The organism is Rhodococcus sp. A14, assembly GCF_011603105.1.
GTDB lineage: Bacteria > Actinomycetota > Actinomycetes > Mycobacteriales > Mycobacteriaceae > Rhodococcus_F > Rhodococcus_F opacus.
Map to the genome: position 1 here is coordinate 37,716 of NZ_JAAOQS010000064.1, position 14,892 is coordinate 52,607.

Genomic DNA, 14,892 nt, shown 5'->3' on the forward strand with positions numbered 1-14,892 from the left:
CGTGGAGCGGGCCAGGATTCCGGTCAGATTACCGGCCGGCGCAGATAGAGATCGCGGAGCAGCGCCACCTCGGCGCCGTGATGGATGACCTCCCGGTTGATGTGCAACACCAGCGCCGCCATCGGATAATCCGCGAACGGTCCCTCGCTGGGGCCGCACGGCCGGGCGAACCCCTCGACTCCGAGGTTCCGGACACCCGCAGACCAGGCCGCATAGTTCTCGTCGAGTTGCGCGAGCGCCTCGGCCGCGGTGCCGGCGTACTCGAACGTCTGATAGTCGACGGGCAGCCCGCCGAAGTGACTGGCGATGCGCACACCGAAGACGCCGACGATCACATGCCCGAGCCGCCACGCGATGGTGGTGACCGGTGGCGGGTCCGGTTCGGGGAAGGCGAAGTCGATGGTGAACGCGCCACTCCCGGCCTGGACCGGCGCCTGCGACTCGCCGCGCGGGCGCACACTCCAGCCATCGGTCGCGGGTTCCCAGAAATACTCCTCGTCGGTCAACCCCTCCAGCCGGGGACGCAACTGATGCTGCCAGTGCCAGCTGAGCTGATCGGCAAGTTCGTGCGGCCAGTCCATGTCCTGACTCCCCTCTCCTTGTCGCCGATCGGACGTCGATCTCGAGACGGCTACCGCACACCGTCCGGGACCCGGACCCCCGGATGATTTGCCCGGAGGTTCATCGCCGCCAGCGCGACCGTCCGCTCGATCCGCCGCTGCCTCGTGTCCGGCTTCCTGGCTGACGCTATCCATTCCAGGATCAGCCGTGTCGAAGACGGCGGAAACTTGTCGAAGTTCGCGCGTGCAGCGTCGTTTCGCCCGAACGCTGCCCGCAGATCGCCGGGGACGACCGAGCTGTCCCCGTTCGCCGTGTTCTCCCAGGTCCCCTTGGCCTTGGCCAGATCGATGGCGGCGTAACCGTGCTCGGTCATCAGTCCCTGCTCGATCATGTCCGCCACGCGCCGCCGGTTCACCCGGCTCCAGGTGCTGCGCGGGGTGCGCGGCGTGAAGCGCAGTTGAGAACTGTCGGCGTCCCGTCTGCGGTGCAGGCCGTCGATCCACCCGAAGCACAGGGCCTGCTCGATCGCCTCGTGGTAGCGCACGCTCGGCGTTCCGCTGTTCTTGTGGTGGATGATCAGCCAGACCTCTGTCTCGGTCCGGCAGTTCTCCGAAAGCCAGGCACGCCATTGCGCGGTCGTGCGAGCGACGACGGTGTTCACGTCGTGGGTGTCCATCACGCGCCTGCCTTCGCAGCCAGAATGTCCAGGTAGTGCTGGTTGAACATGACGCCGAGGATGTTCCCGAACGGGTCGGCCACGGATGCGGTGACGAATCCCGGCCCGTGTTCGATCGGCTCTCCGTGCAGGGTGGCGCCCAGGGACAGCAGCCGCTCGACGGTCGCCTCCAGATCGTCGACGTGCCAGTAGGTCATCGTGTTCTCGGCTTCGCGTGACCGGTCGGGCGTCGCGAATCGGCTGTCGATGATGCCGAGTTCGTGCTGGTAGTAGCCGATCCGGAATTCGATGTAGGCGGGTGCCCCCGCCACCGAGCGCACGAAATACGGCTCGATTCCGAGCAGTTCGGTGTACCAGGCCTGGGCGGCGGTGAGGTCGTCGGCGTAGAAGTTGACGGTGGTGAGTCCTCGCAACATGGGTGGTTCCCTTCCTCGGTCGGTGACAACATTCATCCTCCGACTCAAAGTGCTCACCAATTGAGCACTTTTCGAGGGAAACTGAGGACATGCGCGCTGACCGACTCGTCGCCACCCTTCTGCTGATGCAGTCCCGGGGTCGAGTGACCGCCGCCGAGGTGGCGGACGAACTCGAGGTGTCCGTCGCGACCGCTCGCCGCGACCTGGAAGCGTTGTCCGCTGCGGGGATCCCGGTATACCCACAGTCCGGGCGCGGCGGCGGGTGGTCGCTGGTGGGCGGCGCCCGCACCGACCTCAGCGGGTTGTCCGCGACGGAGGCGCAGGCGCTGTTCCTTCTGGTCGGCCCGGCGGCCGCCGTCTCGGGCGAGGCCAAGGCCGCGCTGCGCAAACTGGTGCGGGCGCTGCCGCAGACCTTCCGGGCCGACGCCGAGGCCGCCGCCAGTGCCACCATGATCGATCCCACCCGGTGGGGCGAACGCGATCGCCGCAGGCCCGAGATGGTCGACCTGCTGCAGGCCGCCGTGATTCGGCGCCGGAAAGTGCGCCTGACGTACACGAACAGCGCCCGGCAACGGTCCGAGCGACTGGTCGACCCGTGGGGTCTCGTCGACAAGGACGACAGCTGGTATCTCCTGGCCGGGACCGAACGGGGACAGCGGACCTTCCGGGTCGACCGGATCGTCCACGCCGAATCGACGGAGCAGCCCGCCGAGCGCCCCGACGACTTCACACTCGCCGCGGCGTGGGACGAAGTGGTCGGCGAGGTGGAACAGCGGCGCTCGACGACGTGGGCGACCGTGCTCATCGACGCCAGGTTCGTGCCGATCCTGCGCGATCACTTCGGGCGGCACTGCCACCCCGACGGTGCGGACGACGACGGTCGCGCCCGGATCCGTCTCGCCGCACCGACCCCGTTGGACATCGCCCGGAACCTCGCCGGCTGGGGGTCGATGGTCGAGGTGCTCGAACCTCGATCGGTCCGGGCCGAGCTCGCCCGGATCGGCACGGAACTCGCCCACCACTATGCCGGCGAACATGGTGCGGGCGGATGACCGAGCGTCAGTCGGTCAGGTAGCGCTCGACCGTCTCGACCTTCGCTCGCAGCTGATCGCTCCGCCCCGGCCGGATATCCGCTTTGAGAACCAGACTGACCCGCGGAAACTGTTCCAGCAGAACGTCCGTTGCACGCTTCACGACGGCCATCACCTCGTCCCACTCACCCTCGACGGTGGTGAACATCGACGTGGTCTCGTTGGACAGCCCGGATTCGCGGACCACCCGCACGGCCGCGGCGACCGCGGCACCGACGCTGTCGGAATCCCCGCCCATCGGGCTGACGCTGAATGCCACCAGCATGTGCTCTCCTTCTCTGGGCATCGAAGACCACCATCGAAGCATCTCGTCCGGGTCTCCGCTGCACCCCGATCGCCCGCCTGAACAGGTTCCATCCACCGGCCCTCTGAGCGAGGAGGTTCCCGGACGTTCCACAGACACACGTCGGACGGCGCCCCTGATCAAGGGGACGCCGCCCGCGAGCACGAACGTCTGGTTACCAAGCTGCATGGTTGCGCGGGGTGAAATGTGGCCTCGGCGTCGGACATCCCCCCGTCTGACGCAAGCCCGCCGCGCTGAGCCCAGTTAGTGGGCTGTGCTTTCTGCGTGGGTGCCTACAACTCGTGCTGGGTGCCACGACCGAGAGGTGGAATCTTCTCTTCCGGTTCGACCTTGGTCTGTCGTGGATCCGTACCTCAGGTCTACCCCGCATATCCGGATATGGCAACGAACCCGAGCTCGAGCGCGCCGGCCGCTACGTCCAATTCGCCCAATCGCCGAGCTGCAAGGTCACCGACCCGGTCCGCTGGGCACGACAGAACTCACTGCCGAGGCGTACAAAGGAAAGACACCCGGGAGGCTCGGCAGTGGCGCGACAAGCCGCCACCCGCGCGATCTACGTGACAGGAAGAGCGATCTCCTCCAGCCACACGCACAGAGAGGACTTCGCATGGGAGTTCCGTGGGCACCACGGGCACGATCGGATGCGTATTGGGAGCACCAGGTTTCCGCCGAAGCGCGAGGCTGCGACAGTAGCGAAGCCAGAGAATCCGCACCCGCCGACAAGCGCCCGACCCTGGCCGACCACAGCATGACTCACCGCAACACTGACGCCCCACCTGCAGATAACAGCGAGTAATGGGCACTAGGCCGTTCGGGGCAGGGACGACCCTCTAGGCGTGCAGGCGCGCGCCTGCCGCCGCAGCGCCTTGAGATTCTGCTGCATCTGCGGCCGCATGTCCCGGTGCTGCGGCTGCAGGCGTGAGTAGAGCGAGAGCAGCGGGCCGTACGGCAGTACGTCGATCCGATACGCGTGCGTCACCCGGGTCCCGTCGCCGTCCGCTCTGAATGTGTATGACCAGGTGGTCGAGTCGTGGTACAGCGGGTTGCGCCGATCCGACACCGTGTGGAACTCGAACTTCCTCCCCGGATCGGCGGCGGTCACCTCGCAGACCCGGGACCAGCGCATGTGATGTGCGCGGTTGTGCCCCCGGAATCGGGCGCCCACGGTCCCCGGCGACCGTCCCGGTAGCCACGCGCAGCTGCGGCACTCGGGGCTCCGTTCGCTGATGCGGGTGACGTCGGCGACCGCGTCGTACAGCTGCCGGGCCGGGATGTCGATCCACAGTTCTGCCGAGCCCTCGGTGCGGAGTGGCTGGTGGAGCCGGGGGCTCACGTCGAGGTCGGCGCCCCACCGGGCGGCGCAAGCCCGCCGATATGGTCGTTTGAACGTATGGAGCAGCATGAACCGGGTGGCGGGATCGACTTTGCGAACGGTGACGTCGTAGTCTTCCCGATCGACACCGTCGACGATCCAGTGAGCTTCGATCCCCAGCTCCCGCTTGGTCTTCGAGGCGATGAACACCTGCTGCTCTACGTCGTCCCACTGACGACAGGTCAGGGTGCGGGCGACGACCGGCATCATCTCGTCCTCTTCGCGCTGCAGGTGCGGCAGCAGAACCTGTTCGAGAGCGGCGAGGGAGCGCGACAGTTCTTCTCGGGCCGCCGGATGCGCACGGTATTCGGTTGCCGCAGCGGTGACCCGCTCCATCTCGGGGCCGATTCGCGTGTGGTCGGCGTCCATCGCGTCGAGCAGCGCTCCGGCGGCCGGGTTCAACTCGCGGACCAGCGGCCACAGTCCACGGTCCTCGCCGCTGTGGTGCAGGTGCAGGAAATGCATCATCCACGCGAGATGATCGGCGAGGGCGACCCGCTGAGTCTGCGCGGGCGGAGGTGTTGTGCGCAGCACCTGCGCGGCGCGCGCAATATCGCGGCGCAGCGCGCTGTGGACGATGCGCATGATGCGAGTGTCGGCGGGAGGCCGAGTTTCGGTTGTCATGACCTACTCCAGACAATGGTGCCCGTATGTCACACCGGGCGGTCGAAGATTTCTGCGATGCGGTCGATCAGCCATGACTCGTAGCGGAGGCGACTCCAACCGCATTCGTCCACGAGCAGGGCATAGACCTGATCGTGGGTTTGGACCCACAGTTCGTCGACCTGACCAGGATCGGCGTGGTGGCCCATTATCAAATTTGCGACGTCGGCGACCGAGCGCCTGCGCTGCCCCTCCAGGTCGGCGGCCACCGCTGCGAGCGTGGCATCCGCCGTCGCACCCTGGCGGATTGCCATGGCCAGGCGGTAGATGCGCTCGTTGATCATGGCGATCATGCGCGCACCCATCTCGATGCGGTCGCTGGTCGTGCGCCCCGTACCGATCGCCGTGTAGACGGGCCTGTCGGCCAACGGCACCTGTGCGTCATCGCCGACTATGGCGACCTCCAGCGCCAACTTCAACAGGTCCGCCTTGGATCCGAACGTCGTGTAGACGGTTTCGACGGAAACCGCCGCGGCCCGCGCGACATCCCTCATACCGGTGGCGACCCAGCCGTGCTCGGCGAACAACCGGGTAGCGGCCTCCAGTACGACCGCCCGCGTCTGGGCTGCCTGCATCCGACGCAGCGGCGAGCGGTACCGGCGGGTCCCAGATCCGCCCGGCTCCGCAGTGTCGTACTCGACCGTCGCCATACCCCAATTTTAGAACGCACAAGTTTTCAATACAACACTGTTCAAGCGATTTCCGGGCGGGCCCGTCCGCACGCTTCGCTCCTCCGAAGCGGCCATCCGTGCATGCCACGATGCGCGCGTCGAAGTGCATTCGTTGCCGATGGCCACCCCGATGACGGCATGGATGGCACGGCGGCGGCATTCGTGGCCGGCGATCGCCGCTCGCGTTCGTCGTGCTGTTCCTGCCGCTCTGGCTCGGCCTGCTCTCCGGCGACGGCCTGATGCTCGCCGGCCATGTGCTGATGCCCCGCAATGGCAGCGGCCATGCTGCACCGCAGGGAGGAATACGTCGGGGCGCATTGACTCCCCCACCGGGGCGCTCTGCCAATCGGCACCGGGTGGTGAGTCCGGTCGAATTGCAGGATGACCCGGGCGGCACCAGGGCTGCCGCGGCGGTCGGGGCACGACGGTAGCGCCGATCCGCAATGATCACACCGTGGCAACGTTCAACGACTACGACACGTACGCGTCGGCGTATGACGCCGACACCGAGAACAACGTGTACAACGCGTTGTACGAGCGACCTGCGACCTTGGCGCTGGTCGGCGACGTCGCAGGCCGGAAAGTGCTGGATGCGGGCTGCGGCAGCGGTGCGCTGTCGCGTGCACTCCTCGCCGCCGGTGCCGCCGTCACCGGCGTCGATCTCAGCAACGGTCTGCTCGCGATCGCCCGAACGCGCCTGGGTCCCGACGTGTCGTTGATCCGGGCGGATCTCAACCAGCAGTTACCCATCCGGTCATCGATCTTCGATGTCGTCGTCGCGTCGTTGGTGATGCACTACGTCCACGATTGGTCGAGACCGTTGACCGAGTTCCGCCGGGTACTCGCGCCAGGCGGGTACGTAGTCATCTCGACCCATCACCCGTTCGTGGACTTCAGGCTTGCCGGGCAGGGCGATTATCTCGGAACGTACGAGTTCACCGAGGAATGGGTGAAGTCCGGCGAGACGTTCCACATGAAGTTCTGGCACAGGCCGTTGCACGCCATGTTCGACGCATTCACCGCAGCGGGATTCACCGTCGAACGTATTTCGGAGCCGCGGCCCGGTGCGGCGGTGCACGATCGCTCCCCAGAACACTTCGAGCGGCTCAGCCGTGAGGCACCGTTCATCTTCTTCACACTGCGCGTCAGGGAAGATGCATCAGCTTCCTGGCGAGGGTGAAGAGGCGGCGTGCCAGCCTCACCACGGGGAGGCCCAGAGGAAGCAGGATGACTGTTACGCAGAGCACCCCGCCGACAAGCCATACCACCGCCGCGACGATGCCCAGCACCGTGCCGAGAATGGCCGTGAGGATGCCCAGCACCACGTCGAGCAGGCCCCGTAGTAATCGCATGACGACCTCCTGACCTCCTGGTTCCAGTTTGCGCGCCGACGGGCCGAAGCGCACCACTGAAAGCTGCCCATCGGGGAAGGAATACCGCTGCCCCGCGAACCGTTGACACACTCGACGGTGTTCGACCCAATGCCCCGGGTACCACATTGAAAATTGTCGCTTCGAGCGACCACTTGCCGAGAGGCGCACTGGCGGGCACCGTCACCACCCGCCCGGGTCAGACCTACATTGCGTAGCGTGCCTGGGAAGGAAGCGAAGCCGCTGACACCGTGAGGTGCCGGCGGCTTCTTGCGTGCGCAGACGAATGTGGGCACCACTCGCGTGACTGCATGGCGCTCATCGGGATCGAACGGCTGCGCCAGACCACCCGCTCCAGCGCGCGCACGTCGGCATCGAGCTTCCGGTACGTCGGCGCAACCCGCGAAGAACGACGATGTCGTGCGCAGTCGTGAGGCACCACCGCTCGACGCACTGATCGATTGCATCGCGGTAGCTCGCAAGGCCGGTGTCGACGAACTGGCCACGCTGGACGACGCGACCGCGCTTGCGGAAGCGCATGAGGTGTGGCAACTGCTGAGCCTCGCCGAGTACCTGGCGCTGGTGGGATAATCCACCTAGGAGGATCTTCCACCCCGAAGAAGCAATGCCCTCGCAAGAACGTCGACCCCGGCCCAGGGCCTCAGGACCGCCCGAGTGCGCCGCGACGACGCTTTGATCGACGCGATCGCCGGTGGCGGTCCTGTCGCGACGGATTCGCCGGAGCAGTACGAGCTCGCGCTTCTGCTGACCAATTGGCGCGCCGACATCGTGGCGACGCCGATGCCGACCGGGCCGCTGCTCGACGACGTGATCGCGGCGATCGACGCCTCGGACGCCCGTTCCGCACGCAGCGCTGCCCGCGGCAAGCTCCGCTTGTTGCGACCCATCGCCGGCGCTGCCGCCGCGATCGCGGTCGTCATAGGTGGCGTCACCATCTTCTCGTACAACGCCGCACCCGGCGATCCGCTGTGGAGCGTCAAGTCGGTCGTATTCAGCCAGCAGGCCGATTCGACCGTCGCGCAGATCGACACCACGTCGCAGCTGCAGGAGGCCGAGCGGCTGATCGCCGCGGGCGACGCGGAGGCGGCGAAGAACCTGCTCGAGGGCGCCGCAGACCGTTCCGGCGGGGTACGTGACGCCGACCTGCGCAACGAACTCGACGTGTGGCGTGCGAAGCTCGCCGCGGAGGTCGAGAAGATCGCTCCCACCACGCCGCCCGCGGCGACGACGCCCGGTACCACCACCACCGACGCGCCGACACAGACCACCGAACTGCCGGCCACGGTGCCGGGGACACCCGGTTCCACGACCGCGCCGGGCGTCGAGCAGTTGCCGGGAACCCTGCCCACGGATCTGCAGATTCCCGGACTGCCGCCCACTTCACTGCCGCCGCTACCCACGACGACGCTGACGTGCCAGCCGCAGCCCATGTTCTGCTCGACGAGCTCACCGTCTGGGGCACACCCGACACCGCTCGAGACCAGCTCCAGCACTGGTACACGGCAGGCGCCGAGATGCCCATCCTCACCCTCCCACCCCACCGCACCATCGCCGAACTCGACTACATGCTCGAAACCATGCGCCCACACCCCTGACATTCCCGCCTGCTCGCGCAACACCGAGAACGGAAGCTGTTGGGACAGTTCGCGTTCAGATAGGTAGTTGACGTACCAATTGTTATCGGCAAATTGTGGGAGACTCGACATCTCGCCTCTCAACGGTCCCGAGGGTTGCGCGGTCTCTTCGCTCACTTCCGCCTCGACGACGTGGCTGTTGCGGATCTCGCCCGACCTCCGCCTGGTGCCCGCAACCTCGCCCACTCCCCCACCAGGTCCTCGCCGCTCGACTGGAGCGGGCGAAGACCGCGTGCACCGTCCCGGCCGGGGGAACTCGATCGGCATTGCCGCCAGGCGATACCACCGCGCACGAGGTACAGAAAGCTTCATGCCGATGCAATCCCCGGCTGCGCCGTCCCCAACTGGCGAAACGGGGAAACGCGCCCGCCATCGTCGCGGTCGGCCGTTCCATCCTCGTGATCATTACAGCAGACACATCACCCCTGAGGTCAAGAGACGCAATCACTTTCGTGCGCCGGAGGCCCTAGTCACACCGTCACCCTCCGCGAATGGAACCGACCATTTGCTCTGTGGATTACCCGGATGGGTGCCCTTGTATCCACAGACTTTCGTGACTTAAGGTGGAGTGCGCGCCTCGCGCGGCGTGTCGGGGTCTGGGCGGGTTGCGTTGATAGACAGGCTAAATAGCCCTCCTAAGGATTGATCATGTCCATCAGGCCCACCGTATCGACGGTACAAGGACCCAGTTGTCCCCCGGCCGGTTCGTCCCCAAAAATGCACGAGCGGGCATCGCCGGCACTCAGGCGCAGCCGGTCAGTTTTCCTCAGGTCGGCGGAGCCTCCTAACGGGGCCGACACGTCGAGAGGTCTTGGTGGCAACGCCCCCAGTCAATGAATCACACGAGCTTTCCCCGTGCTGGAGGAGGGCGCCACGGGTGGTGCGCGCTCAGACGAAAGCTCCTGCAATAAGTCGAGGGACCTCTTCACGTCGGTGCACCGGCGAGTGACACCGCAGTGTCGCATCCCTCACACGCCGAGAACCGGGCGAACGATGTTTACCAAGACGTTGTTGATCGACAACTACGACTCCTTCACATACAACCTCTACAGCTTTCTCAGCGAGGTCAACGGGTGCCCGCCGACGGTGGTGCGCAACGACGTCGACTGGCGTGCGATCGAACTGACCGAGTTCGACAATATCGTGATCTCTCCGGGGCCCGGTCGTCCAGCAAGCGAACGCGACTTCGGCATCAGCTCGCGGGCCATTCTGCAGGGTGGGCTTCCAACGCTAGGAGTGTGCCTCGGCCATCAGGGTTTATGCCAACTGTTCGGTGCGCATGTCGTCTTGGCACCAGAGCCGAGGCACGGTCGCAACTCAGAGGTATTCCACGACGGAAGAGAATTGTTCGCGGGCCTCCCCTCGCCCCTGTCGGTCGTCCGGTACCACTCTCTCTCCGTCGAAAATCTCCCTGATGAGCTGGAGCCAACCGCGTGGACATCCGACGGGATCCTCATGGGAGTAAGGCACCGCCGGCGCCCGCTGTGGGGGGTGCAATTTCATCCGGAATCGATCTGTACCGATCATGGACATGAACTCCTCGCCAACTTCCGTGACCTCACCCCGACCCGCCGGAAGGGATCCGCCCCGAAGCCTCGACGTCGGCCGCGGACCTTATCGCCATACGTGGTGGAAACACGGCGGATAGATCGGCGAGTCGACCCGCAGACGGTGTATGAGCGCCTGTTCGCAGACGGCCCCAACAGTTTTTGGCTCGACGGCAGCTCCACAGTGGAGTCGGACGCCCGCTTCACCATCATGGGCGACGCATCTGGCCCACGCGCCGAGTACATCACGTACGACGTTGCGGACGGCACCGTCCTGGTGCACCGTTCCGGCGTTCCGGCCGGCAAACGACCCGTGCGATTCTTCGACTATCTCGACGAACAGTTGCGGGCCCGCGCTGTGCCGCCATCGCCGGACCTGCCGTTCTCGTTCAATCTGGGTTACGTGGGCTACCTGGGCTACGAGTTGAAGGCCGAAGCCGACGGCAATGCGCAACACTCCGCGGACACACCGGACGCTGCCATGGTCTTCGCCGACCGCGCAGTCGTGATCGACCACGTCGACGGCAGCTGCTACCTCCTGGCGCTCAGCGAGCAGGCCAACGAACCCGAAACCCGCGACTGGATGCGCCGTACGGCCCAGGTAATCAACCGGTTGCCCGTCACGACCGACGATGCGCTTCCCGCGCGGCCGCTCATCAGGTCGGCGGCAGACCCGCGCATGACGCTGCGCCACAACCGTGAAACCTACCTCGACAAGATCCGTACCTGTTTGGAGAACATTCGCGTCGGCGAAACGTACGAAGTGTGCTTGACGAACCACGCCCAGATCGATGTCGAGATAGACCCCGTCGAAACCTTCGCCTACCTCCGATCGATCACTCCAGTGCCCTACGCAGCACTCCTGAGGTTCGAGGCAGCGGACATACTCAGCGCCTCCCCCGAGAGGTTTCTGCGCGTGGACGCCGACCGGGTAGTGGAGTCCAAGCCGATCAAGGGCACCCGGCCGCGGGGAGCAACCGCTGCGACGGACGACGCGCTCCGCCAGGACCTGCTGACGAGCGAGAAGGACCGGGCCGAGAACCTCATGATCGTCGACCTCGTGCGTAACGATCTCTCACGGGTCTGCACTCCCGGTTCTGTGCACGTACCGCGATTGTTCGACGTCGAAACCTACGCACCGGTCCACCAACTCGTGTCGACGGTGCGGGGGACGCTGCGCAGCGACGCGACTGCAGTCGGGTGTGTGCGCGCCTGCTTCCCGGGTGGCTCGATGACCGGAGCACCGAAGATACGCACCATGGAAATCATCGATCGGCTGGAGGAGGGGCCGCGAGGCGTGTACTCGGGCGCCCTCGGCTGGCTGTCCATCAACGGCACCGCCGACCTCAGCATCGTCATCCGAACCATGGTGTCCCGGCACGGGACAGTGAGCTTCGGGATCGGGGGCGCCATCGTCGCATTATCCGACCCCGACGAAGAGTTCACCGAGACCCTGGTCAAGGCGGCCGCCATGCGCAGGGCCCTCACGATCAGCGCCGGCAGATCCCCCGCCCTCGCACACAGCGTTGGTCCGCAGACCTCGAGTGACGCCATCGATCGAGCTATGCGACGACTCTCGCGGGCCGAACTGGGCGGTGTAGAAGTGTGGGTCTGCCCCGGTGTGCCGGCACCCAGGGCCAACACCGAACTTGTACTTGCCGAGGCCCTCGCCGTTATTTCACATGTCACGACTCCAGTGGTCGTGGATCTGTGCACCGGTTCGGGAGCAATCGCCCTGGCAATCGCGCATGCCCGAGCCGACGCCGGTGTACATGCCGTGGATGCGGATCCGACAGCCCTGAACGTGGCGCGACGCAACATCGAACGTCAGATCCGCCTCGGCGAGAGCCCGATCGTGCTTCACGAAAGCGCCGTCACCACGCCCAATCTACTGTCCGGCCTTGCCGGAACGGCCGATCTGGTCCTCGCCCGTCCACCGTGCATTCCCGACGACGAAGACCTTCCCTCACAGTGCGGCGAGTACCGCCGACGGGCCTTGGTCAGCGGCACAGATGGGCTGAAGCTCGCCCGGCAAACGATTGTTGCGGCGGCACGGCTCCTGCACGCGGGCGGCAGCCTCGTCGTCGAGCACCGTCCCGACCGCTACACGACAGTGCTCGCACTACTCGACGAGAACAAGTTATTCGCCAACGTGGCAACACATTTCGATCAGGCGGGAGAAGCGGCCTACACCACGTGCGCGCGGACATCCATGCAACTCCAGCACGCCGAGGTCGGGCCCGAGCCCAACCCTTGCACGCCTCCTGGTGCGAAGAGCAGATCGGAGAAGAGTCGTGGACGCCGTCCCGCCACCGATTCCAGGAATTGAAATGTGCTCGGGAGCCCTTCCGTCCGAGGCATGCCGTTTATCGGCCGCGCAAAAGGGAATCTGGTTCGCCCAGCAACTGGCCGGCGAGCTCCCGATCACGATCGCGCAGTACGTCGAGGTCTTCGGCGAGTTGGATATCGATTTGCTCGAGGCGACCAGTCGCGTCGCGGCCAGGGAGTTCGGTTCCGGGTTCTTACGCCTGGTCGATCACGACGGTGAGCTGTATCAACTGGTCGACGACTCTTCCGACAGCGGGGTCCGGCGAATCGACTTTCGCGCGGAGGACGACCCGAGCGTCGTCGCGCAGCAGTGGATGCGCAGCGAGTTCAGCGCCCCGATAGACCTCCTCCACGATGCGCTCGCAGTCTCGGCGATCCTCCGAGTCGGCGACCGGCACTGCTACTGGTACTCACGCGTTCACCACATCGCCCTCGACGGCTACGGCGCCATGACGCTGATGCAGCGTATTGCCGAGTTGTATACGGCCGCAGTTGCCGGTGTCGAGGCCCCGCCGCTCCGCGTGCTGGACCTCGCACAGATCGTTGAAATCGATGCTGCCTACCGGAACTCGGATCGCTTCGAGGCGGATCGGCGGTACTGGGCGGAACGGACCTCGGGACTGCCGGAACCTGCGAGCCTGGCCGGGCGGTCGGCGCCCGTCGAGGCGCATCCGCGAGTGGCCAGCGCGGCCTTGTCACACGACGTAGCCTCATTGCTCGATTCGGTCGCAACGAAGCACAACTCGAGTGCAGCAACGGTCTTGGTCGCTGCTCTTGCCGGCTTCCTGTGCCGGATGACAGGCAGATCGGACATCGTACTCAGTCTGCCGGTTTCGGCCCGAACGACCGCACCGCTGCGACGCTCAGGTGGGATGGTGGCCAATGTCGTGCCGCTGCAGCTCGACGTGGGCGCGGACGTGACGATCGGGACACTGATCCACTCCGCCCAGCTCGAGTTGACCGGGGCGCTGCGGCGGCAGCGGTACCGCCGTGAGGACATCTGCCGTGATCTCGGCACGGACATCAGCCGCAATCGCTCGTTCGGTCCGACTCTCAACATCATGCCGGCCGACCGAGAGATCCGGCTGGGCCCGCACCTCGGCCGACTGCACGTGTTGACCTCCGGGCTCGTCGACGATCTTTTCGTCAACATCTACCCGAGCGTGGGCGGCACCACGACGCACATCGACTTCCAAGCCAACCCGAGCCTGTACGACGACGACGTTCTCAAATGTCATCACGACCGCTTGTTGTCCTTTCTCGACCGCTTCCTTTCTGCCGATGCGGGGAGTCGGGTCGGTGACCTCGACCTCCTCGACGCCGACGAACGACGGAACCTGCTCGACCGCACCGGCGGCCCCGAACACCCCGCAACGACACTGCCACAACTGCTCACCACCGCCGCAGCACACAACCGCACCGCACCGGCGGTGACATACGAAGACCACCACCTGTCCTACGAACAACTCGACACCGCATCCTCCCAACTGGCACGGATCCTGATCGCCGAAGGCATCGGCACCGAAGACACCGTCGCCATCGCACTCCCCCGCTCCCCCGAAGCGATCCTCGCAGTCTGGGCGACCACCAAAACCGGCGCCGCGTTCCTCCCAATCGACCCGAACTACCCGAAAGACCGCATCACCCACATGCTCTCGGACTCCCGAGCCGCACTCGGAGTGACCACCACCGAGCACGCCACCACCCTGCCCGAACCACTGCCCTGGCTCGTCATCGACACCCCCGACCTCGAAACCCGCTGCAACACCATGGATTCAGGTCCGATCACCGACACCGACCGACTCCGACCCCTGCACACCACCAACACCGCCTACCTGCTCTACACCTCCGGCTCCACCGGCACCCCCAAAGGCGTCGTCGTCACCCACCAAGGGCTGGCCAACCTCGCCGCCGAACAACGCGAACGATTCACCATCACCCCCGACTCCCGCACCCTGGCCGTGGCATCCCCGAGCTTCGACGCCTCGGTCTTCGAACTGCTCCTCGCCACCGGAGCCGGCGCCACCATGGTCATCGCCCCACCCACCGTCTTCGGCGGCGACGAACTCACCCACCTCCTCCACACCACCCACGTCACCCACGCCGTGATCACACCGGCCGCACTGGCCACCATCGACCCCACCGACCTCCACACCCTGCACACCGTCCTCTCGGCCGGCGAGGCCTGCACCCCCGACCTGCTCACCCGCTGGGCCACACCCACCGACACCTCCCCCA

Annotated in this window: 13 protein-coding genes; 6 read left to right on the forward strand and 7 right to left on the reverse strand. The window is 66.0% G+C overall.

Annotated elements, in window-relative coordinates; genetic code table 11:
- Positions 1-23: 23 nt before the first annotated feature.
- The 3 genes from G9373_RS28110 to G9373_RS28120 are packed head-to-tail and all read right to left on the reverse strand — an operon-like array spanning position 24 to position 1,653.
- A complete protein-coding gene (locus tag G9373_RS28110; protein WP_005563894.1) occupies positions 24-581 on the reverse strand; it encodes a DinB family protein in 558 nt (185 codons plus the stop codon).
- A 50-nt stretch (positions 582-631) separates the two neighbouring features.
- Entirely contained in the window at positions 632-1,237 is a 606-nt protein-coding gene (locus G9373_RS28115) for a YdeI/OmpD-associated family protein (protein WP_120659240.1), read from the reverse strand.
- Positions 1,237-1,653: a VOC family protein gene (locus G9373_RS28120; protein WP_005563897.1), complete on the reverse strand. Its 417-nt coding sequence runs from the start codon at positions 1,651-1,653 to the stop codon at positions 1,237-1,239. The genes G9373_RS28115 and G9373_RS28120 overlap by 1 nt, the downstream gene beginning before the upstream one ends.
- An 89-nt stretch (positions 1,654-1,742) precedes the next feature.
- Here G9373_RS28120 and G9373_RS28125 point away from each other — a divergent pair, with 89 nt between their 5' ends.
- Positions 1,743-2,705, forward strand: a complete 963-nt coding sequence (locus tag G9373_RS28125; RefSeq protein ID WP_054246628.1) for a YafY family protein — start codon at positions 1,743-1,745, stop codon at positions 2,703-2,705.
- A 7-nt stretch (positions 2,706-2,712) separates the two neighbouring features.
- Here G9373_RS28125 and G9373_RS28130 read toward each other — a convergent pair whose 3' ends face one another.
- From G9373_RS28130 to G9373_RS28140, 3 genes are all read right to left on the reverse strand, one after another.
- A complete protein-coding gene (locus tag G9373_RS28130) occupies positions 2,713-3,009 on the reverse strand; it encodes an MTH1187 family thiamine-binding protein (protein ID WP_009479982.1) in 297 nt (98 codons plus the stop codon).
- An 841-nt stretch (positions 3,010-3,850) separates the two neighbouring features.
- Positions 3,851-5,044 (reverse strand): hemerythrin domain-containing protein, encoded by a 1,194-nt coding sequence (locus G9373_RS28135; protein ID WP_043788382.1) that lies wholly within the window; start codon positions 5,042-5,044, stop codon positions 3,851-3,853.
- A gap of 29 nt (positions 5,045-5,073) precedes the next feature.
- Positions 5,074-5,733, reverse strand: a complete 660-nt coding sequence (locus G9373_RS28140; protein WP_005563905.1) for a TetR/AcrR family transcriptional regulator — start codon at positions 5,731-5,733, stop codon at positions 5,074-5,076.
- A gap of 475 nt (positions 5,734-6,208) precedes the next feature.
- Between G9373_RS28140 and G9373_RS28145 the strand changes: the two genes are divergently transcribed.
- Positions 6,209-6,934: a class I SAM-dependent methyltransferase gene (locus tag G9373_RS28145; RefSeq protein WP_005563907.1), complete on the forward strand. Its 726-nt coding sequence runs from the start codon at positions 6,209-6,211 to the stop codon at positions 6,932-6,934.
- On the opposite strand, the gene G9373_RS28150 is transcribed toward G9373_RS28145, so the two are convergent.
- Positions 6,900-7,106 (reverse strand): hypothetical protein, encoded by a 207-nt coding sequence (locus tag G9373_RS28150; RefSeq protein WP_025432377.1) that lies wholly within the window; start codon positions 7,104-7,106, stop codon positions 6,900-6,902. The genes G9373_RS28145 and G9373_RS28150 overlap by 35 nt on opposite strands.
- 438 nt (positions 7,107-7,544) lie before the next feature.
- Between G9373_RS28150 and G9373_RS28155 the strand changes: the two genes are divergently transcribed.
- The 4 genes from G9373_RS28155 to G9373_RS28175 all read left to right on the forward strand — a co-directional run.
- Positions 7,545-7,715, forward strand: a complete 171-nt coding sequence (locus G9373_RS28155) for a hypothetical protein (protein ID WP_155756112.1) — start codon at positions 7,545-7,547, stop codon at positions 7,713-7,715.
- An 84-nt stretch (positions 7,716-7,799) separates the two neighbouring features.
- Positions 7,800-8,807 (forward strand): anti-sigma-D factor RsdA, encoded by a 1,008-nt coding sequence (locus tag G9373_RS28160; protein WP_265147372.1) that lies wholly within the window; start codon positions 7,800-7,802, stop codon positions 8,805-8,807.
- 965 nt (positions 8,808-9,772) lie between these two features.
- Positions 9,773-12,655 carry an aminodeoxychorismate synthase component I gene (gene pabB, locus G9373_RS28170; RefSeq protein ID WP_167117834.1) on the forward strand — a complete coding sequence of 961 codons (2,883 nt, stop codon included), beginning with the start codon at positions 9,773-9,775 and terminating at the stop codon, positions 12,653-12,655.
- Between the two features lies 1 nt (position 12,656).
- A partial coding sequence (locus G9373_RS28175) for an AMP-binding protein (RefSeq protein ID WP_167117839.1) occupies positions 12,657-14,892 on the forward strand: 2,236 nt, incomplete at its 3' end.